At 37.1% G+C, this 23285-nt stretch carries 22 protein-coding genes and 1 rRNA gene; 8 read left to right on the top strand and 15 right to left on the bottom strand.

Annotation, left to right across the window (positions count from 1 at the left end):
* Positions 1-131: 131 nt before the first annotated feature.
* From rpsR to ACM5BR_RS10740, 6 genes are all read right to left on the bottom strand, one after another.
* Positions 132-368, bottom strand: coding sequence for a 30S ribosomal protein S18 (rpsR, locus tag ACM5BR_RS10765; RefSeq protein WP_416827915.1), 237 nt, complete (start codon positions 366-368; stop codon positions 132-134).
* 28 nt (positions 369-396) lie between these two features.
* On the bottom strand, positions 397-900 hold the full coding sequence (gene ssb, locus ACM5BR_RS10760; protein WP_416827914.1) for a single-stranded DNA-binding protein: 504 nt from the start codon (positions 898-900) through the stop codon (positions 397-399).
* Between the two features lie 31 nt (positions 901-931).
* Positions 932-1219 carry a 30S ribosomal protein S6 gene (gene rpsF, locus ACM5BR_RS10755; protein ID WP_416827913.1) on the bottom strand — a complete coding sequence of 96 codons (288 nt, stop codon included), beginning with the start codon at positions 1217-1219 and terminating at the stop codon, positions 932-934.
* Positions 1220-1504: 285 nt separating this feature from the next.
* Positions 1505-2605, bottom strand: a complete 1101-nt coding sequence (ychF, locus tag ACM5BR_RS10750) for a redox-regulated ATPase YchF (protein ID WP_416827912.1) — start codon at positions 2603-2605, stop codon at positions 1505-1507.
* Positions 2606-2807: 202 nt separating this feature from the next.
* Complete coding sequence (locus ACM5BR_RS10745; RefSeq protein WP_416827911.1) at positions 2808-3011, bottom strand: DUF951 domain-containing protein; 204 nt, start codon at positions 3009-3011, stop codon at positions 2808-2810.
* A 20-nt stretch (positions 3012-3031) separates the two neighbouring features.
* A complete protein-coding gene (locus tag ACM5BR_RS10740; RefSeq protein WP_416827910.1) occupies positions 3032-3913 on the bottom strand; it encodes a mechanosensitive ion channel family protein in 882 nt (293 codons plus the stop codon).
* A 169-nt stretch (positions 3914-4082) separates the two neighbouring features.
* Between ACM5BR_RS10740 and yyaC the strand changes: the two genes are divergently transcribed.
* Positions 4083-4697, top strand: a complete 615-nt coding sequence (yyaC, locus tag ACM5BR_RS10735; RefSeq protein WP_416827909.1) for a spore protease YyaC — start codon at positions 4083-4085, stop codon at positions 4695-4697.
* 48 nt (positions 4698-4745) lie between these two features.
* Here yyaC and ACM5BR_RS10730 read toward each other — a convergent pair whose 3' ends face one another.
* From ACM5BR_RS10730 to rpmH, 9 genes are all read right to left on the bottom strand, one after another.
* Positions 4746-5591, bottom strand: coding sequence for a ParB/RepB/Spo0J family partition protein (locus tag ACM5BR_RS10730; RefSeq protein ID WP_416827908.1), 846 nt, complete (start codon positions 5589-5591; stop codon positions 4746-4748).
* On the bottom strand, positions 5584-6345 hold the full coding sequence (locus ACM5BR_RS10725; RefSeq protein ID WP_416827907.1) for a ParA family protein: 762 nt from the start codon (positions 6343-6345) through the stop codon (positions 5584-5586). The genes ACM5BR_RS10730 and ACM5BR_RS10725 overlap by 8 nt, the downstream gene beginning before the upstream one ends.
* A gap of 289 nt (positions 6346-6634) precedes the next feature.
* Positions 6635-7492, bottom strand: coding sequence for a nucleoid occlusion protein (gene noc, locus ACM5BR_RS10720; protein WP_416827906.1), 858 nt, complete (start codon positions 7490-7492; stop codon positions 6635-6637).
* A gap of 97 nt (positions 7493-7589) precedes the next feature.
* Entirely contained in the window at positions 7590-8309 is a 720-nt protein-coding gene (gene rsmG / locus ACM5BR_RS10715; RefSeq protein ID WP_416827905.1) for a 16S rRNA (guanine(527)-N(7))-methyltransferase RsmG, read from the bottom strand.
* A 20-nt stretch (positions 8310-8329) separates the two neighbouring features.
* Entirely contained in the window at positions 8330-10219 is a 1890-nt protein-coding gene (gene mnmG / locus ACM5BR_RS10710; RefSeq protein ID WP_416827904.1) for a tRNA uridine-5-carboxymethylaminomethyl(34) synthesis enzyme MnmG, read from the bottom strand.
* Positions 10220-10239: 20 nt separating this feature from the next.
* On the bottom strand, positions 10240-11616 hold the full coding sequence (mnmE, locus tag ACM5BR_RS10705; RefSeq protein ID WP_416827903.1) for a tRNA uridine-5-carboxymethylaminomethyl(34) synthesis GTPase MnmE: 1377 nt from the start codon (positions 11614-11616) through the stop codon (positions 10240-10242).
* Between the two features lie 376 nt (positions 11617-11992).
* Positions 11993-12763: a YidC family membrane integrase SpoIIIJ gene (gene spoIIIJ, locus ACM5BR_RS10700; protein WP_416827902.1), complete on the bottom strand. Its 771-nt coding sequence runs from the start codon at positions 12761-12763 to the stop codon at positions 11993-11995.
* A 34-nt stretch (positions 12764-12797) separates the two neighbouring features.
* Entirely contained in the window at positions 12798-13166 is a 369-nt protein-coding gene (rnpA, locus tag ACM5BR_RS10695) for a ribonuclease P protein component (protein WP_416827901.1), read from the bottom strand.
* Positions 13167-13240: 74 nt separating this feature from the next.
* Complete coding sequence (gene rpmH / locus ACM5BR_RS10690; RefSeq protein ID WP_416827900.1) at positions 13241-13375, bottom strand: 50S ribosomal protein L34; 135 nt, start codon at positions 13373-13375, stop codon at positions 13241-13243.
* A gap of 549 nt (positions 13376-13924) precedes the next feature.
* On the opposite strand from rpmH, the gene dnaA reads away from it, so the two are divergent.
* The 7 genes from dnaA to ACM5BR_RS10655 all read left to right on the top strand — a co-directional run.
* Entirely contained in the window at positions 13925-15271 is a 1347-nt protein-coding gene (gene dnaA, locus ACM5BR_RS10685; protein WP_416827899.1) for a chromosomal replication initiator protein DnaA, read from the top strand.
* 184 nt (positions 15272-15455) lie between these two features.
* The gene (dnaN, locus tag ACM5BR_RS10680) at positions 15456-16601 is read left to right on the top strand and encodes a DNA polymerase III subunit beta (RefSeq protein ID WP_416827898.1); all 1146 of its coding nucleotides are present in this window, start codon (positions 15456-15458) and stop codon (positions 16599-16601) included.
* A gap of 376 nt (positions 16602-16977) precedes the next feature.
* A complete protein-coding gene (gene yaaA, locus ACM5BR_RS10675; RefSeq protein WP_416827897.1) occupies positions 16978-17193 on the top strand; it encodes a S4 domain-containing protein YaaA in 216 nt (71 codons plus the stop codon).
* Between the two features lie 13 nt (positions 17194-17206).
* Entirely contained in the window at positions 17207-18316 is a 1110-nt protein-coding gene (gene recF / locus ACM5BR_RS10670) for a DNA replication/repair protein RecF (RefSeq protein WP_416827896.1), read from the top strand.
* Positions 18317-18367: 51 nt separating this feature from the next.
* Positions 18368-20290, top strand: a complete 1923-nt coding sequence (gyrB, locus tag ACM5BR_RS10665; RefSeq protein ID WP_416827895.1) for a DNA topoisomerase (ATP-hydrolyzing) subunit B — start codon at positions 18368-18370, stop codon at positions 20288-20290.
* 49 nt (positions 20291-20339) lie between these two features.
* Entirely contained in the window at positions 20340-22805 is a 2466-nt protein-coding gene (gene gyrA / locus ACM5BR_RS10660) for a DNA gyrase subunit A (protein ID WP_416827894.1), read from the top strand.
* Positions 22806-23200: 395 nt separating this feature from the next.
* Positions 23201-23285: ribosomal RNA gene (locus ACM5BR_RS10655) — 16S ribosomal RNA — on the top strand; the annotation flags it as partial.

The following is a 23285-nucleotide window of genomic DNA, read 5'->3' as shown; positions in this document are numbered from 1 at the left end:
ATCTTTCCATCTTTTGCTCTTTTATACGGCTCTCAAAATATGACATCTGCATGTTTCTATGGTACTAAAAAATACTGTGCATAGTAAAATGCACAGTAGAGATAATTCCCTACTGTGCATTTTCACAGTGCTTATTCAGCAACATATGGAAGCAATGCCATTTGACGAGCACGTTTGATTGCAATTGTAAGTTTGCGTTGGTATTTTGCGCTAGTACCAGTTACACGACGAGGTAAAATCTTACCGCGTTCAGAAACGAAGCGTTTAAGAAGTTCTACATCTTTAAAGTCAATGTGTGTGATACCATTTGAAGTAAAGTAACAAACTTTACGACGTTTAGCGCGACCACCTTTACGTCCAGGAGCCATCATATTCCCTCCATTCTATTTTTATTAATTAAAATGGTAGGTCATCATCCGAAATATCGATTGGATGACCTGCATTTGCAAATGGATCATCATTTTTAGTAATTCCCGGTTGAGAATTATTGGAAGATCCAAATGGGTTATTTTGTGGTCCTTGGTTTCCAAAGCCGGAACCAGCAGGTTGAGAATTATACGATCCGCGTTGTTCACTGCTAGACTTAGTATCCAAGAATTGAACGTTGTCAGCAACCACTTCTGTTACATATACACGTTTACCATCTTGTCCATCATAATTACGAGTTTGAAGACGTCCATCTACACCAGCAAGACTACCTTTTTTCAAAAAATTTGCCACATTCTCAGCTTGCTTACGCCATACTACACAGTTAATAAAATCAGCTGTGCGTTCGCCTTGCTGATTCGAAAATGTCCGATTCACTGCTAATGTGAAAGTAGCTACTGCGATGCCATTTGGTGTGTATCGTAAGTCTGGATCTTTTGTTAAGCGTCCAACGAGTATAACGCGATTCAACAACCGAACCACTCCCCTTATATATTCATTAATCTTATTCTTCTTCTTTTACAACAATATGACGAATGATATCTTCACTGATCTTAGCTAAACGATCAAATTCTTGAACTGCAGCTGCAGAAGAATTGATAGTTAAAATCATGTAGAAACCATCATGGAAGTCGTTAATTTCATAAGCTAAGCGGCGCTTACCCCATTCCTTAACGTTCGTAATTTCCGCACCATTGTCAGTTAACACGTTAGAGAAACGTTCAACTAATGCTTTCTTCGCTTCTTCTTCAATGTTTGGACGGATGATATACATAACTTCATACTTTTTCATCACAGTCACCTCCTTTTGGACTAAACGGCCCAATTATGGGCAAGGAGCAATTTATCAATTACTCACGAGTTTAAATTATAGCATAGTCATGTATTGGAAGCAACTTTATTCTAATATGAAAAAGAAAATGACGCAAAAGAAGAAAATCTCTCTTCTATTACATCATTTTGCGATAATACATATAATTTTATGCCATTCCCAAGGTGTAAAAATGTATTTTTATATAAGTAAAGTGCTCGTGTTTTACTCTCTATAAAGTAAAGGTAAGCCTTTATATTTAAATCCTTACACATTAAATCGGAAATGCATAACATCTCCATCTTGTACAACATAGTCTTTTCCTTCAAGTCGAACACGTCCAGCTTCTCTAGCTGCATTCATGGAACCATGTTGAACTAAATCTTCGTACGAAACTGTTTCTGCTCGAATAAAGCCTCGCTCAAAATCAGTATGAATGACGCCTGCACATTGAGGTGCTTTCATTCCTTTTTTAAAGGTCCATGCACGAACCTCTTGAACACCTGCTGTGAAATAAGTAGCAAGACCAAGAAGATGATAAGTGGCGCGAATAAGTTGATCCAATCCAGACTCCTCAATGCCTAGCTCCTGCAAGAACATTTTCTTTTCATCGTCTTCTAGCTCAGAAATTTCTGCTTCAACCTTCGCACACACGACAATAACTTCAGCGTTATCTGCAGCAGCAAACTCTCTTACTCTCTTTACATACTCATTATCAGAAGGATCCATCACATCATCTTCACTTACATTTGCAACATATAGCATTGGTTTAATAGTAAGAAGGTGCAGAGTTTTAACAAGCTTCATCTCTTCAGCTGTAAATTCTACAGTACGTGCTGGTTGATTTTGTTCAAATGCATCCTTTAATCGTTCTAGAATGCTATATTCTATAACAGCTTCTTTATCTTTTTGCTTAGCAAGTTTTCCAACTCGTTCAATACGCTTTTCAATGGTTTCATAGTCGGCCAAAACTAACTCAAGGTTTATCGTTTCTATATCCGAAACAGGATCTACTTTACCAGAAACATGCGTAATATTTTCATCTTCAAAGCAGCGAACAACTTGGCAAATTGCGTCTACTTGACGAATATGTGCTAAAAATTTATTCCCAAGACCTTCGCCTTTGCTAGCCCCTTTTACAATTCCAGCAATATCAGTAAATTCAAAAACGGTCGGTACTGTCTTCTTCGGTAGTACGAGTTCCGTTAATTTATTTAACCGTGAGTCTGGAACTTCAACAATACCTACGTTCGGATCTATGGTACAGAACGGATAGTTCGCAGATTCCGCACCAGCTTGTGTTATTGCGTTAAACAGCGTTGATTTTCCGACATTTGGTAAACCAACGATACCAGCTGTTAATCCCATCCTTATTCACTCCTAAATGAAAGCTTCCCTAACACGATGCATCTTTACAAATAATAGATGATGCCTATTCATAAAAAGACTTATTCAGGATCCGCCATCCTTCGTTTGGAAAAGCTATACGTATTTGTAATCTTTCATCATTATAGATAGTTCGTTACTAATTGACAAGCCAAACCAGCATTGGTAAACCCTATGGCGGTGCTTAATCTTGGCTTTCACCTTTCACTAATACCTTCTTCATTTTTCTTGCAAAATCTCGTCGCGGAATGAGTACAGAATGTCCGCATCCTTCGCACTTAATTCGAATATCCATTCCCATACGAATGACTTTCCAACGATTCGTACCACATGGATGTGCTTTTTTCATTTCTACTACGTCATTTAACCCAAATTCCTTTTCTACCATACAAAATTCACCTCTTACAGTCAATTTGCTTTTTGACTTTCAACTTCTTCACGATTGTACAAAATCATGTGAGGATACGGAATTTCAATACCTTCTTCATCAAGTCTTAGCTTAATTTCCTTTCGCAGTGCTCTTGCAACAGCAAAATGCTGCATCGGATGGACCTCCGCAACAACACGAAGAACAACATCAGATGCACCTAAATTTTGAATGCCAAGTAATTCAGGAGGCTTAATCATTTGTTCATACTTCATTGGAAGCTCTTTTAGTAATTCCTCTATTACACGCTCTACATGATTGATATCACTATCATACGAAACACCAACATCAACAAAGGCAATACTATTCGTTAATGAATAATTTGTAACTTCCTTTATACTTCCGTTTGGAAGAATGTGAATCTCACCGGTCCAATTTTTAACCTTCACCGTTCGCAATCCAATTTCTTGCACAACACCTTCAAATTTACCTAGCTTTACATAATCCCCAACCGAAAATTGATCCTCTAACAAAATAAAAAAACCAGTAATTATATCTCGTACGAGGTTTTGAGCGCCGAAACCTATGGCTAACCCAAGTACTCCAGCTCCAGCTAAAAGCCCCTTCGTTTCAATTCCGAGTACACCTAATATCATAATAATAACAACAAAGTACACCACATACGTAAGGACATTTTGAAGAAGCCTTGCAACTGTAGTCGTTCTTCTTTTTGATAAAGAAATAGGTGACTTCGCGTTTATTTTAAAGGCATTTCGGATAATCGCTTTTCCAATACGCACTGCGATATTTGCAGCTACAAGAATAAATATAATCTTCGCTAATCCTATAGAAATATTTATCCATATTTTTGGGTCTACTAGGAAGCTCATCAACTGAACATACGTTGTTTTAAACCAACTCATTATCGTAACCTCTCCTTAGTTTTTGAGCATTTCATTTTATAATTGTAACAGAAATTTTCATTACATCTGTAAAAAATAATTACAGTTTTATATTTTTCATTGCCTTATCGAGTATAAAAAGACGGAAATCCCGATATAATGTTACTATTCTATAAAAGGATGGATGTTCGTGAGCGCAGGATCATTTCGTTTACCATTTCCGTTTCTTGATAAACAGTCCTTTTCATTATTTTATGATGAACATGATGTATGTAATCAATTGAGTAAAACATTAGATGGATTCGTACCTTCAGATGTAATAGCACCGATTGTTTTAATATGTATTGGAAGTGACCGTTCTACTGGTGATTCTTTAGGTCCATTAGTGGGTTCTAAGCTAGAAGAAAGAAAAATGGAAAATTTTCATTTGTATGGAACATTAGAAAAACCCGTGCATGCTTTAAACTTAGAAGAAACGATAACGAGTATTTCAGAAAGATATACAAATCCCTATATCATTGCTATTGATGCATGTTTAGGCAAAACACAACACGTTGGAAGCATTATGATAGGAAAAGGTCCATGTAAACCGGGTGCTGCAATGAACAAGAACCTTCCATCAATTGGAAATATGCATATACACGGCATTGTTAACACAAATGGATTTATGGAGTTTTTCGTTCTCCAAAATACAAGATTGCATTTAGTTATGAAAATGGCACATGTCATTGCTACAAGTATCCATCAAACGGATCGAATGATTTCTTACCGTAAAAAAACGAAAGAGATGATTCACAAAGAGTAATACTCTTGAATCACCTCTTTCTATCTTAACTACAGAGGAAAAATTCTATTATTCTCCTGCTAACACATCTAGAATTCGTTGTAAATCTTGCTCATTAAAGAACTCGATTTCGATTTTCCCTTTGTTGTTATTTTCTTTAATTTTAACAGCTGTACCAAATCGTTCCCGTAATACATTTTCCTGTTCCACATAAAAAATATTTTGCTCTCTTTTTTCCTTTTTTGTTTCACGTGGAACATTTTGATTCATTTGCTGAATTAACTGCTCTAATTGTCTCACATTTAAACTTTCTTTTTGGATACGACTAATCACAGCCTGTAATTTCGATTTATCCTTTAGGCTTAGAAGTGTTCGTCCATGTCCCATGGAAAGTTCTCCTTCAGATATAAGTTCTTGAACGTATGTAGGAAGTGTGAGAAGACGTATATGATTTGAAATATGCGGTCTGCTTTTCGCTAATCGTTTTGCCAGTTGCTCTTGTGTTAGCTTTAACTCATCCATAAGTTTTTGATAAGCATTTGCTTCTTCAATAGGCGTTAAATCTTCACGTTGCAAGTTCTCTAATAATGCTAATTCCATCATTTGTTGATCATTTAATCTACGAACGACTGCTGGAATTGTTTCAAGCCCTGCTTCTTTTGCAGCTCGAAATCTGCGTTCGCCTACTACAATTTCAAAACCTTTTATGCTTTTTCGAACGATGATTGGCTGCAGGACACCATGTTCTTTAACCGAATCTGTCAATTCTTGAATCGCTTCGTTGGAGAAGTATTTACGAGGTTGATAAGGGTTCGGACGTACTTGCTGCAATGGAATATCACGAACAACTTCCTCTTCATTCACTTCTAAATCAGGGAATAGTGCTTGAATTCCCCTCCCTAGGCCTTTAGCCACCTGCGATCACTTCCTTTGCTAAATCTAAATAAACTTCTGCACCCTTTGACTTAGCATCATACAACAAGATTGGTTTTCCATGACTTGGCGCTTCACTAAGACGAATATTTCTAGGAATAATCGAACGATATACTTTATCTCTGAAATACTTCTTCACTTCATCAATTACTTGAAGTCCTAAGTTTGTTCTTGCATCTAGCATCGTTAATAGCACGCCTTGTATGGCTAAGCTTTTATTCAGATGCTTTTGTACGAGTCGTACCGTATTCAAAAGCTGACTTAATCCCTCTAAGGCGTAATATTCACATTGTACGGGAATAATAACCGAATCAGATGCAGTAAGTGCATTAATCGTTAATAGACCGAGAGATGGAGGACAATCAATGATAATATAATCATATTCTTCGCGAACTGGCTGAAGTGCTCGTTTAAGACGAACTTCACGAGAAATAGTCGGGACAAGCTCAATTTCTGCTCCTGCCAATTGAATCGTTGCCGGAATAACAAATAAGCCTTCCATTGCTGTTGGCTTTATGATATCGCGAACATCCTCATCTTCAACGAGTATATTATATACACACTGCTTTAATTCGGATTTCTCAAGTCCTACTCCTGTTGTAGCATTGCCTTGTGCGTCAATATCTACAAGCAGAACCTTTTTACCTAATTGGGCTAATGCTGCTCCCAAATTAACGGAGGTTGTCGTCTTACCAACTCCGCCTTTTTGATTGGCAATCGAAATGATTTTACCCATGGTGTCACCTACCCTCTACTTTCTACCCTATGAGTTTGATGTAAGCTAATTGTATCATGAATTAGAATATTTTCCGTTGGATTCTGTATAAAAGTTCAAAATTTCCAGTTAAAAATCCTTCTAAAAAAATGAAGTCCATACACATATGTAAAACGAAGCAAGAAATCACTGTGCACTTTTAAATGAAAGCTATGAAAAAGACTAATAAATCTATCATCCTTACATTTTTATGTAGGTAACATAACAAAAAACCTCTTCTATAAAGGAAGAGGTTAATACAAAGAAAAAACTATCTGTTTTTTGGAATTTTAATCGTAATTTGATAGTATTCTTCAAACTCTTGTTCCTCAGAATTAACCTTTAATCCGGTGTTTTCTACCATTTGTAGCGATTGTCGAATTGTATTCATAGCAATTCTCATATCACGACTTACAGCTTTCCTTCTTTGCTTTGGCTTTGGTTCATTCGGCTGCATCGCCTTAGCAACTCGTTCCTCAGTTTGTTTTACATTTAAATGTAAATCTAATATATCTTGAAGAATTTTCACCTGTAATTCTTCTTCTTTTAATGGGATAAGTGCACGGGCATGACGTTCGGTTATAGCTTTATCTAACAAAGCTTCCTTTACTCGTTCAGGAAGCTTTAGCAGACGTAGTTTATTTGCAACTGTCGATTGTCCCTTTCCGAGACGCTGTGCAAGAGCTTCTTGTGTCAAGTTATGTAAATCTAATAATTTTTGATATGCAACTGCTTCTTCAATAGCTGATAGCTCTTCACGTTGCAGGTTTTCAATTAGAGCAACGGAAGCAGTTTCCTTATCATTCATATTTCTTACGATAGCAGGTATCGTTTCCCAGCCAAGCTTTGAAACAGCACGGAATCTTCTTTCACCTGCAATAATTTCATATTTATCTTCTTCATACATTCGAACCACAATTGGTTGAATGATACCATGAGTACGAATTGTTAAAGCCAATTCATTGATACGCTCATCATTAAATACTGTGCGAGGCTGATAACGATTTGGAATAATATTTACTATCGGTATTTGAATAATCTCATCACGTATTTCTTCTTGACTTTCATCCTGATCTATCAAATCGTCCTTGTCTCCAAAACCAAGCAGACGAGAAAATGTATGTTTCATACTACTCCACCACCTTCTATTGAATGCTAAACAAGAAATGTTCCACGTGAAACATTAGGTCGCTACATATACAATTCCATCATAATTCGAAAAAGATTTACTTTTCAATAGGTAATTTGTTAGGTGTACCTGGTTTACGTGGATATTTCTTTGGTGTTTTTCTCACTTTTTCAATAATGATGATGTTTCGCTCGCTCTCCTCAATCGGTAAACGAAAAGTATTTCTATCACGTATTTCTCCGCCGAGAACTTGAACTGCATGCATTCCATTTTCTATTTCTTCATTAGCTGCGGCACCTTTCATCGCAATGAATACACCACCAGCCTTTACCAATGGAAGGCATAGTTCACTTAAAACGGATAGACGAGCAACTGCACGAGCAGTGACGATATCAAACGATTCTCGCATTCCTTCTTTTCTTCCAAACGTTTCAGCGCGATCGTGATAAAAAGCAACATTCTCAAGCTGTAGCTCATTAGCTAGATGATTTAAAAATGTAATTCGTTTTTGCAATGAATCTACTATCGTAACCTGCAGTTGTGGAAAGCAAATTTTTAACGGTAAACTAGGAAATCCTGCACCTGCCCCGATATCACAAAGAGAAAAAGGTTTAGATAAATCATAATAAAAAGCAGCAGTAATGGAATCAAAAAAATGTTTCAAATACACTTCTTCTTTGTCTGTAATTGCAGTTAAATTCATTTTTTCGTTCCATTCTACTAGCAGTTTGTAGTAGGTCTCAAATTGATTTAGCTGCTGAGGAGAAAGGACAATCCCTTTTTCCTCAAGCATGGATTGGAAAAGTTGCATATTCATACTATAAATCTCCTACCTGTTTATTGGTTCGATACTCTTGCAATTTTCCCTTGCTCTATATAGACAAGTAAAATTGAGATGTCTGCAGGATTTACTCCTGAAATACGAGAAGCCTGCCCAACGGACAATGGCTGCACAGCCTTTAATTTTTGACGTGCTTCTGTAGCAATGCCTGTGATAGCCTCGTAATCGATATCTGCTGGAATTTTTTTATCTTCCATTTTCTTCATACGTTCCACTTGCTGTAAGGATTTTTCGATATATCCTTCATATTTAATTTGAATTTCAACTTGTTCTGCAATTTCATCTTCAATCGGCTCTTCGCTAGGTATAAGTACCTTTATATGTTCGTACGCCATTTCCGTTCTTCGAAGTAAATCGCTAGCGCGAATGCCATCCTTTAATTCACTGCCGCCTGCATTTCGAATGAGCTCCTGTACTTCAGCTTTTGGTTTAATAATCGTTGCATGAAGTCGAGCTATTTCCTTTTCAATCTTTTCCTTTTTCGTAACAAACCGTTCGTATCTTTCTTCTGATATGAGCCCAATTTCATGACCAATTTCCGTTAAACGTAAATCTGCATTATCATGGCGGAGAAGTAAGCGATATTCAGCACGAGAGGTAAGAAGACGATAAGGCTCATTCGTTCCTTTCGTTACTAGGTCATCAATTAACACACCAATGTAGGCATCGGAGCGATCTAAAATTACTTCTTTCTTTCCAATGGCCCGGCATGCAGCATTAATTCCAGCCATAATTCCTTGACCTGCTGCTTCTTCATAGCCAGAAGTTCCGTTAATTTGACCAGCAGTATATAGATTCTTTATATTTTTCGTTTCTAATGTAGGCCATAACTGTGTTGGAACAAGCGCATCGTATTCAATCGCATAACCCGTTCGCATCATTTCTACATTCTCAAGTCCAGGAATCGTTTTTAAAATATTACGTTGTACATCTTCAGGAAGACTCGTGGACAAGCCTTGTACATAAACTTCCTTCGTATTACGACCTTCTGGTTCTAAGAACAGCTGATGTCTTGGTTTATCATGAAAGCGAACAATCTTATCTTCAATAGAAGGACAATACCGCGGACCTCTGCCCTTAATCATACCAGAAAACATAGGAGAACGATGAAGGTTAGCATCAATTAATTGATGCGTTTCTTCGCTTGTATAGGTAAGCCAACATGGAATTTGATCCATCATAAAGGTTGTTGTTTCAAATGAAAAGGCACGAGGAACATCATCACCAGGTTGTATTTCTGTTTTGCTATAATCAATCGTTTGACCATTCACACGTGGAGGTGTTCCGGTTTTAAAACGAACCAATTCCAATCCAAGCTCCTCTAAATGCTGCGATAATTTCACAGCAGGCTGCTGATTGTTAGGACCACTTGAATATTTTAATTCTCCAATAATCACTTCACCGCGTAAGTACGTACCCGTTGTAATGACTACCGTTTTCGCCTTGTAAACAGCACCGGTGTGTGTAATAACACCGTTACATTGTCCATCCTCAACTATTAGACGTTCGACCATACCTTGACGTAGTGTTATATTAGGGGTATTTTCAATCGTATTTTTCATTTCATGCTGATATGCAAATTTATCTGCTTGGGCCCGAAGTGCACGAACAGCCGGACCTTTACCAGTATTTAGCATTCTCATTTGAATATAAGTTTTATCAATGTTGCGTCCCATTTCTCCGCCTAACGCATCGATTTCACGGACTACAATCCCCTTTGCAGGACCTCCAACCGATGGATTGCATGGCATAAACGCTACCATATCTAGATTTATTGTTAAGAGCAAAGTTTTGGCTCCCATACGTGCAGCAGCAAGACCTGCTTCACAGCCAGCATGACCTGCACCGACTACGATGACGTCATATGAACCAGCTTCATATTCCATTTCTAATTCCTCCCTTGCTATTATTTTCCTAAACAAAACTGAGAAAACAATTGGTCAATTAGGCTATCTTGCACAGTGTCCCCAATAATTTCACCAAGTATTTCCCACGTTCTTGTAATATCAATTTGTACCAAATCAATAGGAACACCATTATAAATGGCTTCAATTGCATCAGATATCGTTGTTTCTGCCTGCTGCAATAGTCCAATATGACGTGTATTAGAAACGTAAGTTAAATCCCCTGCTTCCATTTTTCCTTCTAAAAATACATCGGCTATTGCTTGTTCGAGCTCTTCGATTCCTTTTTCTTCAAGAAGAGCTGTTGTAATAATAGGAGCGCCACTTGCTAATTCCTGTACGCGCTGCATATCAATTTTTTCCGGTAAATCCGTTTTATTTACGATGATAATACTTTCTTTTTCTTTAATTACTGCAAACAGCTCTTCGTCCTCTGAAGATAGCTGTTCATTATAATTTAATACAAGTAACACGAGATCCGCTTTTTGGAGCATATCTTTCGAACGTTCTACCCCAATTTTCTCAACAATATCCTCGGTTTCCCGAATACCTGCAGTATCTATTAAACGGAGCGGGACTCCCTTGACATTCACATATTCTTCTATTATATCACGCGTTGTGCCTGCGATATCAGTAACAATTGCTTTCATTTCCTGGATAAGACTGTTTAATAGAGAGGACTTTCCTACATTTGGACGTCCTATAATAGCTGTAGCAATTCCTTCTCGTAAAATTTTCCCTTGCTTTGCCGTTTCCAATAATCTACGAATTTCATTTCGAACTGCTTCTGCCTGTACAAGAAGTACATCATGGGTCATTTGCTCCACATCATCATATTCGGGGTAATCAATGTTTACCTCTACATGGGCAACCGTTTCAATTAATTGCTTACGCAGTTTCTGAATGAGCTTAGACAAGCGTCCTTCTATTTGATTCATGGCTACATTCATAGCACGATCTGTTTTAGCACGTATCAAATCCATTACTGCTTCTGCTTGCGACAAATCAATACGGCCGTTTAAAAATGCACGCTTCGTAAATTCACCAGGTTCAGCTAATCGTACCCCTTGCGCTAAAATAAGCTGCAATACACGATTTACTGACACAATGCCGCCATGACAATTTACCTCTACCACATCCTCGCGTGTAAAGGTTCTCGGTGCGCGCATGATCGACACCATTACTTCTTCAATTGTATGATTGGTACTCGTATCAACAATATGTCCATACTGAATCGTATGAGAAGGCACCTCGGACAAGTCTTGCCCTTTAAAAATACGATTTACCTTTTCGATTGCTTCTGCTCCGCTTACTCGCACAATGGCAATAGCGCCTTCTCCTAGTGCTGTGCTAATCGCTGCTATCGTATCAAATTCCATTTTCTTTCACCTCACTGCTCCTCTTGGGTACTTCTATGTTAATTATATTTTTTTCATTCACTAAACAAATAGCATACCATAACGATGACCACGAAAAAAGAATATTAACTCAATCTATTATATCCTCTGAAAAATAACCGTAAACTTATCCACTGTGGATAAACGAATTGTATTCAGGGTGATGTTAATAACCTTCCTTAAGGATCAATCATCCCATGTATTAGCTGTAAAAAATTACTTTAAAAACGAAACATAAAAAAATCCGTTAACCTTCAATGAGGTTAACGGATTTTCCATTATTTTAAAAAACCAAAGCATTCGATTTTTATCCTAGCAATTTTTACAAAAATTTCCATAAACAATATATCTTTTTTATTTACTTCTTAGAGCCTTTTGCCTTAACAGATTCAGCAGGCTTCACTACAGGACCTCTAATAAAATAGGTTTGTGCGATACTAACGATATTCCCTACCACCCAGTATAACGAAAGCGCCGATGGATATTGAATAGCGAAAACAGTAATCATAATCGGCATAAGCCAAAGCATCATGGCCATTTGCGGATTATCATTTCCTGCCATGGCAATTTTCTGTTGTATAAATGTCGTAACACCCGCTAATATAGGTAGAATATACAAGTGATCGGGAGTTCCCAGCTGTAGCCAAAGAAAACTATGTAGTTTGATTTCTGGGGTACGCATAATTGCATGGTAAAAAGCAAATAACACTGGCATTTGTATCAATACAGGTAAACATCCTGCTAAAGGATTGACACCATATTCTTGATACAATTTCATTGTTTCTTGTTGAAGCTTAGTTTGAGTAGCTTTATCTTTACTGCTATATTTTTCACGCAACTTCACCATTTCTGGCTGCAGTGCTTGCATTGCTTTTGTACTTCTTGTTTGCTTGATCATAAGTGGTAACAAAGCTAGGCGGACAAGAAGCGTTACGATAATAATCGATAACCCGTAATCTTTGTTAAAGAGATTTGCAAAATATGTAAGAACTTGAGAAAGCGGATATACGAAGAACTGATTCCAAATACCCGTGCTTTCTGGCGTAATCGGCTGGTTTACTTGATTACAGCCACTAACAACTGAAACAAGTCCGATCAGCATAACCAGAAAAGTAATTTTCTTTTTCACGTACTATTTCCTCCCTTAATAAGTATGTCGATCATTAAATCTCTTCATTTTTCCGCTCCTGATGCGACAAATGAATACCAGATTTGCGAAGCACGTGGATTAAACTTCCCTTAAATTGCTCGTACGTCATATCTGTACAAGGCTTCCTTGCTATTATAACAAAATCTTTTTCAGAATCTATGCAATCTTTGTAATCTGTAAAGACTTGTCTTATCATTCTCTTGATTTTGTTCCGTACCACAGCATTTCCTATTTTTTTACTAACTGAAAGACCAATACGAAAATGCTCTTGACCCGGTTTATTTAAATAATACATAACAAATTGGCGATTAGCCTGTGATACTCCTGTTTTAAATACTTCTTGAAAATCCAAGTTTTTTTTAATACGGTTTTTTTTCTTCATCTGTTCAACACTCCTGTATATCGCCAGTGGAAAGGATACATTACTAGAAAAAAGACCACTGAACGATCAGTGGTCTACGCAGATAATACTTTTCTTCCCTTGCGGCGACGAGCTGCAAGAACTCTACGGCCGTTCTTTGTACTCATACGGCTACGAAAACCATGTACTTTGCTGCGCTTACGTTTATTTGGTTGATACGTACGTTTCATGTATATGACACCTCCCTGAGGAATAACTGTTACAGACAGTCTAATAAATTATAGTAAATTTCCCCTCTAAAAGTCAATGCCCTAATATATTCCTTTCTAATTATCTCATCCACAAGCTTATACTAAACATTCTATACTTTTGTGGATAATAAAAAAAGGAAAATCGAAATATCCACAGTATTTTTTTTGTTTTTACACAAATTCTCCTATTGTTGATAAAAAAAGCTCGAATAATGTTCTTTTTGTGGATAACTTGACGAAACAAATTGATATTACACTCTTTTTTTGATATCATATTTGTGTTTTCACCTTCGGACAAGTTTTCCACAGTCTACTGTTATCCACAGATTGTGCATAACATGTGGACATGTTTTTTACACATGTGCATAACGACTTGTCCACAATGCAGTTTTTTGTAGATATATTTAATAGATTCTATATTGCACTAATTTATTTTTGATCATATTCGTATGTTTATTCATGATATGTTCTGGTTGTACAAAACTTGTACAATATTTGACCCATTATAGAAAGAAGGAGGGACACCACTTGGAAAATATAGATGACTTATGGGATCAAACATTGAAGCAGCTCGAAAAAAAAGTGAGTAAGCCTAGCTTCGAAACCTGGTTAAAGTCAACGAAAGCTTATGCTCTTAAAAAAAATCATTTAACTATAACAGCTCCAAATGAATTTGCCCGAGATTGGCTCGAATCTCATTATTCTGAACTAATTTCTGAAACGTTATACCAAGTAACAGGAGAAGAGCTAGAAGTTCGTTTTATCATTCCTCAAAGTCAATCTGAGGAAGACTTTGAGTACTCACCGCCAAATAAAAAGAAAGCTATGCATGATGAACCTAACCACTTCACACAAAGTATGCTAAATCCAAAGTATACGTTCGATACCTTCGTAATTGGATCTGGTAATCGCTTTGCTCATGCAGCTTCATTAGCAGTAGCAGAAGCACCAGCAAAAGCATACAACCCGTTATTTATATACGGGGGTGTTGGTTTAGGGAAAACACATCTTATGCACGCTATTGGCCACTATGTTATAGAGCATAATCCGAATGCGAAGGTTGTATACCTATCATCTGAAAAATTTACAAATGAATTTATTAATAGCATTCGTGATAATAAGGCGGTAGATTTCCGAAATAAATATCGAAATGTAGACGTTCTTCTAATTGACGATATTCAATTTTTAGCGGGAAAAGAACAAACACAAGAAGAATTTTTCCATACCTTTAATGCACTTCACGAAGAAAGTAAACAAATTGTCATCTCAAGTGATCGTCCGCCGAAAGAAATCCCTACTCTGGAAGATCGCCTGCGTTCCCGTTTTGAATGGGGTCTCATTACGGATATTACGCCTCCAGATTTAGAAACGCGGATTGCCATTCTACGAAAAAAAGCACGTGCTGAAGGCTTGGATATCCCAAATGAAGTGATGCTATATATTGCAAACCAAATCGATAGCAACATCCGTGAGCTAGAAGGTGCTCTTATTCGCGTCGTAGCTTATTCTTCTTTAATTAATAAAGATATTAATGCGGACCTTGCAGCTGAAGCACTTAAAGATATTATTCCAAACTCAAAGCCAAAGACTATTTACATTCATGATATTCAAAAAGTAGTCGGGCAAGTGTTTCAAATAAAACTAGAGGATTTTAAAGCAAAGAAACGGACGAAGTCAGTAGCGTTTCCACGTCAAGTCGCTATGTATTTATCACGGGAGCTTACAGATTCCTCTCTTCCTAAAATAGGAGAAGAATTCGGAGGTAGAGATCATACAACTGTGATTCATGCTCATGAAAAAATTTCTCGCCTTGTCAAAACAGATGTACATCTGCAAAAGCAAATCGAGGAAATCTGTGAGATACTCAAACAATAGAATAATGTGAATAATATCTTGTTAATTACTCACAGTCTATCAACATGTGGATAGACTGTTTTTTCCTTGCTAAAGTAGGCTTATCCACATATCCACAAGTACTATTACTATTACTACTATTTTTTATTATTATTAATTTAATTAAATACACTTCATTTTGAACATGTAGGAGGTTTTTTTCGTCATGCATTTTATCATTCAAAAAGATTATCTTGTAAAAAGTGTGCAAGATGTCATGAAAGCCGTGTCCGTTCGAACAACTATCCCTATCCTAACAGGAATAAAAATCGTAGCTAATCATGAAGGAGTTACTTTAACAGGAAGCGATTCAGATATTTCAATTGAATCTTTTATTCCTATTGAAGAAGATGGAAATGAAATTGTAACAATTACTCAGCCTGGCAACATTGTCTTACAAGCAAAATATTTTAGTGAAATTGTCAAAAAGCTGCCAAAGGATACGGTAGAAATTCGTGTAGAGAATCATTTTTCAACCCATATTAAATCTGGAAAATCAGAATTTAATTTGAACGGATTAGATCCAGATGAATATCCATTACTTCCTCAACTGGAAGAAAATCAAGTATTTCAACTACCGACGGATTTATTAAAACACATGATTCGCCAAACCGTATATGCTGTTTCTACGTCTGAAACCCGGCCAATCTTGACAGGTGTAAACTGGAGCGTGTGTAACAAGGAATTAACATGCGTTGCTACAGATAGTCATAGACTTGCTTTGCGAAAGGCGACTATTTTGGGAAATGCTCTTCCTGAATCATTTCAAGCCAATGTGGTCATTCCAGGAAAAAGTTTAAATGAACTTAGCAAAATATTAGATGACACGGAAGAAACATTAGATATTGTCATCACAAAATATCAAGTTTTATTTAAAACAAAGCATTTGCTATTTTACTCACGCCTGTTGGAAGGAAACTATCCAGATACATCTCGACTTATTCCTACAGAAAGCAAAACTGAAATTATTATTAAAACAAAGGACTTTCTACAATCGATTGATCGTGCGTCCTTACTCGCAAGGGATGGTAGAAACAATGTTGTAAAGCTTTCTACATTTGAAGATAATCAAATTGAAATTTCTTCAAACTCTCCTGAAATCGGAAAGGTTGTTGAAGAATTGTCTTGTGAGAGTATTGATGGAGAAGAATTAAAAATTTCCTTCAGTGCAAAATATATGATGGATGCATTAAAAGTATTAGATAGCACTGAAATAAAAACAAGTTTTACAGGAGCTATGCGTCCGTTTTTAATTCGATCTATTAATGATGACAGTATGGTTCAATTAATCTTGCCTGTTCGTACGTATTAATATCTAAAGTTTTTATCCCGCTTTAACGGGCAGTAAGACCCCCACTTCAAGACTTAGAGAAATCGGAGAAGGCTAAGTGGGGTAGGGCTGCCCGTTAAAGTCCGTATTGGGCGGGCTAACCCTAGGTGGGGGATGAGAGAAAACCCCCACCTAGGAAAGTTTCACTTTATGTTCACTGGGATATTTTAAAATTGTGATATGTTATGAAATGGACCGACTTACAGAATGGTATGACTGTTTCTGAAGCGGTCCATTTCGTCTGTTAGTTTTTTTAAGTTCCCCTTCTTGCATAATCTTTTTTGAAGCATTTCTTTTCTAATATTTATTTTTTTAGTACAATGAAAGAATGAACACTTTTAGAAAGTGAGCGATTTTTATGAAAGTGATATCGATTTCGACAGAATATATAACGCTTGGACAGTTTTTGAAGCTTGCTGATTTAGTGAATACTGGAGGAGCTTCTCGCTGGTTTTTACAAGAACATGAAGTGTATGTCAATGGCGAAGCAGACAACAGACGAGGCAGAAAGCTTTATAGCAATGATACGGTTGAAGTTCCGTCATTCGGAACATTTCAAGTAAAGGCAAAGTAAGGGAGGCATCCCTTTGTATATTGAAGAACTAGCACTACAAAATTTTCGTAACTATAAGGAACTTATGCTCTCATTTGAAGATCAAGTGAATGTTATTATCGGTGAAAACGCACAAGGTAAAACGAATTTAATTGAATCAATTTTTGTATTAGCTATGGCAAAATCTCATCGAACGTCAAATGACAGAGAGCTTATCAAATGGGACGCAGAATATGGTAAAATAAAAGGGAAGCTTCAAAAAAGAAATACATCGCTAACCCTAGATTTGCTCATTTCCAAAAAGGGAAAAAAAGCGAGATTAAATCAATTAGAACAATCGAAACTAAGTCAATATATCGGGGAAATGAATGTTGTCATGTTCGCTCCGGAGGATTTGAATCTAGTAAAAGGAAGCCCGCAAGTTCGAAGGCGTTTTATTGATATGGAATTAGGACAAATTGCGCCTCTCTATCTGTATGAGTTAAGCCAATATAATAAGGTGCTTGTGCAACGAAATCATTTATTAAAGAAGATGCAAAGTGAGGGTAAACACAATGAAGCAATGCTAGATGTGTTTACCATTCAGTTGATTGAGCATGGAGCGAAAATTTTACTAAAGAGATTCGAGTTTCTTCGTATGCTCCAAGAATGGGCAGCTCCCATTCATAATGGTATAAGTAGAGGGCTAGAGGAGCTGCGAATTGCATATAAACCGAGCATAGATGTATCAGAATCCACGGATTTGTCGAAAATAAAAGAAGAATACTATGGTGCTTTTCAGACGATAAAAAAGCGTGAATTATTTCGTGGTGCAACTTTAATTGGTCCTCATCGCGATGACTTACATTTCTTCGTTAATGATAAAAATGTGCAGGTTTTTGGTTCGCAAGGACAGCAGCGAACCACAGCACTTTCCCTTAAACTAGCTGAAATTGAATTGATCCACTCAGAAGTACGCGAATACCCTATTCTCTTATTAGACGACGTTTTATCAGAATTAGATGATTATCGTCAATCTCATTTATTAAATACAATACAAGGTAAAGTACAAACTTTCGTAACGACAACAAGTGTTGATGGTATTGAGCATCAAACACTCAAGCAAGCGAAGACGATACAAGTGACGAATGGAGTCGTCAATTAGATCGTTATAAATTTCTTCCGTTAAATGGAAAAGTGGGTGATGTTTGTGACAATGGAACAAAAGAAAACACAAGAGAATGCATACGATGAAAGTCAAATTCAAGTATTAGAAGGACTTGAAGCTGTCAGAAAACGTCCTGGTATGTACATTGGTACTACAAGTGGTAAAGGGTTGCATCATCTAGTTTGGGAAATTGTTGATAACAGTATTGATGAAGCACTTGCTGGATATTGTAATGAAGTTAACGTCATTATTGAAGAAGATAATAGTATTACAGTAAAGGATAATGGTCGTGGTATTCCGGTAGGTATTCAAGAAAAAGTAGGACGTCCTGCCGTTGAAGTTATCATGACAGTTCTGCATGCAGGTGGAAAATTTGGCGGTGGCGGATATAAAGTGTCCGGCGGATTACATGGAGTCGGAGCTTCTGTTGTCAATGCGTTATCAGAAGTATTAGAAGTATATGTATATCGTGAAGGAAACATACATTATCAAGAATATCATCGTGGTATTCCAGTTGCTGATTTAGCTGTAGTTGGAGAAACAGAATTGAACGGTACAACTACACGTTTTAAACCAGATGCGGAAATTTTCACGGAAACTACGGAATATGATTTTGATACATTAGCAAATCGATTGCGTGAACTTGCATTTTTAAATCGTGGTTTACGTATTACCATTGAAGATAAGCGAGAAACGAAACAAAAGAAAGAATTTCACTTCGAAGGCGGCATCAAGTCCTATGTAGAACATTTAAATCGTTCAAAGGAAGTTATCCATGAGGAGCCGGTCTACGTAGAGGGAACACGTGATGATATATATCTTGAAGTTGCCTTACAATACAACGAAGGATATGTAAGCCATATTTTATCGTTCGCAAATAATATTCACACGTATGAAGGCGGTACCCATGAAGTAGGATTTAAGACGGCCTTAACACGAGTGATTAATGATTATGCAAGAAAGAACGGAATATTTAAAGATGGTAATAATAACTTAATGGGAGAAGACGTGCGTGAAGGATTGACCGCAATTGTTTCTATCAAGCATCCAGATCCTCAATTTGAAGGACAAACAAAGACGAAGCTTGGCAATAGTGAAGCAAGAACGATTACAGAATCTGTTTTCGCAGAAACATTTGAAAAATTCCTTCTCGAAAATCCGGATGTTGCAAGAAAGATTATCGATAAAGGACTAATGGCTTCCAGAGCTCGTGTCGCTGCTAAAAAGGCTCGTGAGCTAACGAGACGTAAAAATGCCTTAGAAGTTTCAAGTTTACCTGGTAAGCTTGCAGATTGTACGTCAAAAGACCCGTCTATCAGCGAGATTTACATCGTTGAAGGTGATTCAGCCGGAGGATCTGCCAAACAAGGCCGTGAACGGCATTACCAAGCAATTCTTCCACTGAAAGGGAAAATCATTAACGTTGAAAAAGCTCGTCTTGACAAGATTCTTTCTAATAACGAAATTCGTGCCATTGTTACGGCAATCGGAACAGGCATCGGAGAAGAGTTTGATATAGAAAAAGCAAGATATCATAAAATTATCATTATGACAGATGCGGATGTGGATGGCTCACACATTCGAACTTTATTATTAACGTTTTTCTATCGTTATATGCGTAATATTATTGAACACGGCTATGTATATATAGCACAGCCGCCTTTATTTAAAGTTCAACAAGGGAAAAAAATCTTATACGCTTATAACGATAAAGATTTAGATAAAATCATGCAGGAATTACCAGCGCAGCCGAAGCCAAATATCCAGCGCTACAAAGGTCTTGGTGAAATGAATCCAGATCAGCTTTGGGAAACCACAATGGATCCTGAAGCCCGATTGCTTCTTCAAGTAAACCTACAAGATGCGCTGGAAGTAGACGAAACATTTGAAATGTTAATGGGCGATAAAGTAGAACCGCGTCGTAACTTCATTCAAGAAAATGCTAGATACGTGAAAAACCTAGATATTTAAGGGCTCGCCCTATAAATATGTTCGGAAACGTAAGAGGAGGCGCTAGTTGATGTCAGATAACGAACAACAAGCCCAGATTCGAGATATAAATATTAGTCATGAAATGCGATCATCCTTTTTGGATTATGCGATGAGTGTCATTGTTTCTCGGGCTCTGCCAGATGTACGGGATGGATTAAAGCCTGTGCACCGAAGAATTTTATATGCGATGAATGATTTAGGAATTGTATCAGATAAGCCACATAAAAAATCAGCTCGTATTGTCGGAGAAGTAATTGGTAAGTACCATCCACATGGTGATGCAGCCGTATATGCTACGATGGTACGGATGGCGCAGGACTTTAACCAACGTTACGAACTCATTGATGGTCATGGAAACTTTGGATCTGTTGATGGTGACTTTGCTGCAGCAATGCGTTATACAGAAGCGAGAATGTCGAAAATATCGATGGAGCTTTTGCGCGATATTTCGAAAAATACAATTGATTATCAAGATAACTATGATGGGACTGAAAGAGAGCCTATCGTTTTACCAGCAAGATTTCCAAATCTTCTCGTAAATGGAGCTACAGGAATTGCGGTTGGGATGGCAACAAACATTCCTCCTCATCAACTTGGAGAAGTAATTGATGGAGTGTTAGCATTAAGTGAGAATCCAGATATTACAATTAATGAGCTAATGGAGTACATTCCGGGTCCTGATTTTCCTACCGCTGGACAGATCATCGGAAAGAGCGGAATTCGTCGTGCCTATGAAACAGGAAGAGGATCGATTCTTGTACGTGGTAAAGTGTCGATAGAGGAACGCGGAAATGGAAAGCAATCCATTATTGTAACGGAACTTCCTTATCAAGTAAATAAAGCAAAGCTTATTGAAAAGATTGCTGAGCTTGTTCGTGATAAGAAAATTGATGGTATTACGGATTTACGAGATGAATCAGATCGCAATGGTATGCATATTGTTATGGAAGTCCGCAGAGATGCGAACGCAAATGTATTACTTAATAATTTGTATAAGCATACAGCATTACAAACAAGCTTTGGTATAAACATGCTTTCTCTAGTTAATGGAGAACCAAAGGTTTTAAATATAAAGCAAAGTTTACATTATTATTTAGAGCACCAAAAGGTAGTAATTCGAAGACGGACAGCATTTGAGCTAGATAAAGCGGAAGCTCGTGCGCATATTTTAGAAGGTTTACGTATTGCTCTTGATCACCTGGATGAAGTTATTGCACTTATCCGTAGCTCACGAACTGCTGATATTGCTCGTAATGGTTTGATCGAACGATTTGGATTAAGCGAAAAGCAAGCACAAGCTATTTTGGATATGCGTTTGCAACGTTTAACAGGATTAGAACGCGAGAAGATAGAAGAAGAGTATGCAGAATTGCAACAATTAATTGCAGAATTGAAGGCTATTCTCGCAAGTGAAGAAAAAGTACTTGAAATTATTCGCACAGAATTGCTAGAAGTGAAAGAACGTTACAATGATGTGCGCAGAACAGAAATCGTTCCAGGTGGATTTGGATCTATCGAGGATGAAGATTTAATTCCCGAACAAAATATTGTTATTTCCTTGACTCATAACGGCTATATTAAGAGACTTCCTACTTCAACGTATAGAAGTCAAAATAGAAATGGACGAGGCGTTCAAGGAATGGGGACACATGATGATGATTTTGTAGAACATCTACTTACGACGTCTACACATAATCATATTCTGTTCTTTACGAATAAAGGAAAAGTATACCGTATAAAAGGGTATGAAATACCAGAGTATAGTAGAACAGCAAAAGGGATTCCAATTATTAATTTGTTAGAAATCGAAAAGGATGAATGGATTAATGCCATGATTCCAATTCAGGAATTTTCGGACGAGGATTATTTATTCTTTTCTACGAAGCAAGGGCTTGCTAAGCGTACGCCACTTTCATCCTTTGCGAATATCCGCAATAATGGATTAATTGCTATTTCCTTACGAGAAGAAGATGAACTTATTTCCGTTCGATTAACATCAGGAGATAAAGATATTATTGTTGGAACGAGCGGCGGGCTGCTCATACGCTTCAATGAACAAGATGTTCGTTCTATGGGAAGAACAGCAGCTGGCGTAAAAGCTATCACATTACATGATGATGATCAAGTTGTTGGAATGGAAATTGCAGAAGATAATGTAGATGTATTAATTGTTACGAAAAATGGATTTGGTAAACGTACACCGATAGAAGAGTATCGAATTCAAAGTCGTGGCGGAAAAGGCTTGATAACTTGTAATGTGAATGATAAAAATGGAAAACTAGTAGCTGTTAAGTCTGTAAAAGGCGAAGAAGATATTATGCTGATTACAGTAGCAGGTGTTCTGATTCGTATTCCTGTTGAGCAAATTTCTTGTATGGGTAGAAATACACAAGGAGTTCGTCTCATTAATTTAAAGGAAAATGAAGAAGTTGCTACGGTTGCAAAAGCACAGCGTGAAGATGACATCGAAGTAGATGAAGATGGAGAAGAATAAGAAATGAAGTGGTAGATACATCCTACCTTTCATTCTCAATAGACCGTTAGATAGGCAGTTCTATCTAACGGTCTATTTTTATCCCGCTGCTTAAAGAATTTCATGTAACTGTTTTTTGTCGTGAGTAGATCATATGAGTGTACAATGTTCTAGGAGTTGTTTTCACTGTAAGATATTATATAAATTTCTCATCGAAAATAGGTTGCATTTTATAATAGAAGTCTTTATAATAAATCAAGTCAGCAAGTCATATATATTAAAACATAAAAAAGTGTTGACGATTTTGTTTATGTGTGTTATATTATTTAAGTCGCTGAAAGACAGCGGATGAACATTGAAAACTAAACAAAACAACAAACGTCAGTTTTTTTAAATAAGCTTAGACAAACTTAACTTTTATGGAGAGTTTGATCCTGGCTCAGGATGAACGCTGGCGGCGTGCCTAATACATGCAAGTCGAGCGAGCCCTTCGGGGCTAGC

Origin of the sequence: Ectobacillus polymachus (assembly GCF_048159605.1) — a bacterium.
In the GTDB taxonomy this organism is placed as follows: domain Bacteria; phylum Bacillota; class Bacilli; order Bacillales; family Bacillaceae_G; genus Ectobacillus; species Ectobacillus polymachus.
Note: the sequence above shows the minus strand (reverse complement) of the source record. Positions and strands in the feature narration are given on the sequence as shown.

Excerpts from the sequence above, each read along its gene's own strand:
- dnaN (WP_416827898.1), top strand. The coding sequence starts at position 15,456 with ATGCATTTTATCATTCAAAAAGATTATCTTGTAAAAAGTGTGCAAGAT.
- mnmE (WP_416827903.1), bottom strand. The coding sequence starts at position 11,616 with ATGGAATTTGATACGATAGCAGCGATTAGCACAGCACTAGGAGAAGGC.
- ACM5BR_RS10745 (WP_416827911.1), bottom strand. The coding sequence starts at position 3,011 with ATGGTAGAAAAGGAATTTGGGTTAAATGACGTAGTAGAAATGAAAAAA.
- noc (WP_416827906.1), bottom strand. The coding sequence starts at position 7,492 with ATGAAACATACATTTTCTCGTCTGCTTGGTTTTGGAGACAAGGACGAT.
- ychF (WP_416827912.1), bottom strand. The coding sequence starts at position 2,605 with ATGGGATTAACAGCTGGTATCGTTGGTTTACCAAATGTCGGAAAATCA.
- ACM5BR_RS10740 (WP_416827910.1), bottom strand. The coding sequence starts at position 3,913 with ATGAGTTGGTTTAAAACAACGTATGTTCAGTTGATGAGCTTCCTAGTA.
- gyrB (WP_416827895.1), top strand. The coding sequence starts at position 18,368 with ATGGAACAAAAGAAAACACAAGAGAATGCATACGATGAAAGTCAAATT.
- mnmG (WP_416827904.1), bottom strand. The coding sequence starts at position 10,219 with ATGGAATATGAAGCTGGTTCATATGACGTCATCGTAGTCGGTGCAGGT.
- rpmH (WP_416827900.1), bottom strand. The coding sequence starts at position 13,375 with ATGAAACGTACGTATCAACCAAATAAACGTAAGCGCAGCAAAGTACAT.
- rsmG (WP_416827905.1), bottom strand. The coding sequence starts at position 8,309 with ATGAATATGCAACTTTTCCAATCCATGCTTGAGGAAAAAGGGATTGTC.
- yaaA (WP_416827897.1), top strand. The coding sequence starts at position 16,978 with ATGAAAGTGATATCGATTTCGACAGAATATATAACGCTTGGACAGTTT.
- gyrA (WP_416827894.1), top strand. The coding sequence starts at position 20,340 with ATGTCAGATAACGAACAACAAGCCCAGATTCGAGATATAAATATTAGT.
- rpsR (WP_416827915.1), bottom strand. The coding sequence starts at position 368 with ATGGCTCCTGGACGTAAAGGTGGTCGCGCTAAACGTCGTAAAGTTTGT.
- rnpA (WP_416827901.1), bottom strand. The coding sequence starts at position 13,166 with ATGAAGAAAAAAAACCGTATTAAAAAAAACTTGGATTTTCAAGAAGTA.
- rpsF (WP_416827913.1), bottom strand. The coding sequence starts at position 1,219 with ATGAAAAAGTATGAAGTTATGTATATCATCCGTCCAAACATTGAAGAA.
- ACM5BR_RS10725 (WP_416827907.1), bottom strand. The coding sequence starts at position 6,345 with ATGGGTAAAATCATTTCGATTGCCAATCAAAAAGGCGGAGTTGGTAAG.